Annotated in this window: 1 protein-coding gene; it reads right to left on the bottom strand. The window is 68.8% G+C overall.

Features of this window, described 5'->3' with window-relative positions; all coding sequences use genetic code 11:
• A partial coding sequence (locus CKO28_RS29745; protein WP_200344786.1) for an IS1380 family transposase occupies nucleotides 1–783 on the bottom strand: 783 nt, incomplete at both ends.

Below are 783 nucleotides of genomic sequence, written 5' to 3'. Positions count from 1 at the left end.
GGATCTCGCTCGCCCGGTGCAGCAAGCCCTTCACCGGACAGCCGGTGGACAGGTGCAGGTCCACGCGTCGCTTTTTGGGCACCACCCGCACGGCGAGTTTGAACAGCCTGACGATCACGGTGCCGGGCTCGGCGCGGGCGAGTTCGGTGTGCGCCAGGACCTGCGTGCGCAGGGCATGGTGCAGGACGTACGCGGCGCAGGCGTAGAACAGCCGCAGGTGGTTGGCCAGGAAGCTGCGGTCGGAGGTGCGCTCGGCGAACAGGTCGTTCTTCCAGTGTTTGATGAAGTTTTCGTCCTGTCCGCGCGCGGTATAGAGATCGGCGTACAGCTGCTCGGGCTCGGGGTGCTGCAGGGAGGTCACGACGAACCGCGGGTTCCGGCCGGCCGCCATGACCTCGGCCTTGAGGGCCACTCGCGGGGCGATCAGCCACGAGCCCGCGGCGTAGGAGAGTTCGTGGTAGCTGCGCGTAGCCTGAGGCGGGGTGATGCCCATCCGCTGGGCCTCCGCGCAGCGGGCAGCGTGCATTTCGGCCGCGGCGTCGAGATATGGCCGGGCCTGCTCGTACAGCCGATTGTTGCCGGTCAGACCGACCAGGAAATCGGTGTTCGCCCGCTCCGCGAGCAGGCTCATGATCTCTGGATTGGCGAAGTGGCCGTCGCCGCGGACCAGGATATGGGTGTCCGGCCAAGCCGCGCGCAGGCGCTCGAGCACGCGCCGCAGGATGCTGGCGTTCTCCGCGCCGGTCGGGGTCTTGCCCGGGCGCAGCACCGCCGTGACCAAGC

The sequence above is a fragment of the Rhodovibrio sodomensis genome, assembly GCF_016583645.1.
GTDB classification, from domain to species: Bacteria; Pseudomonadota; Alphaproteobacteria; order Kiloniellales; family Rhodovibrionaceae; genus Rhodovibrio; species Rhodovibrio sodomensis.
The sequence above is the reverse complement of the archived record's forward strand: the minus strand, read 5'-3'. Positions and strand labels throughout refer to the sequence as shown.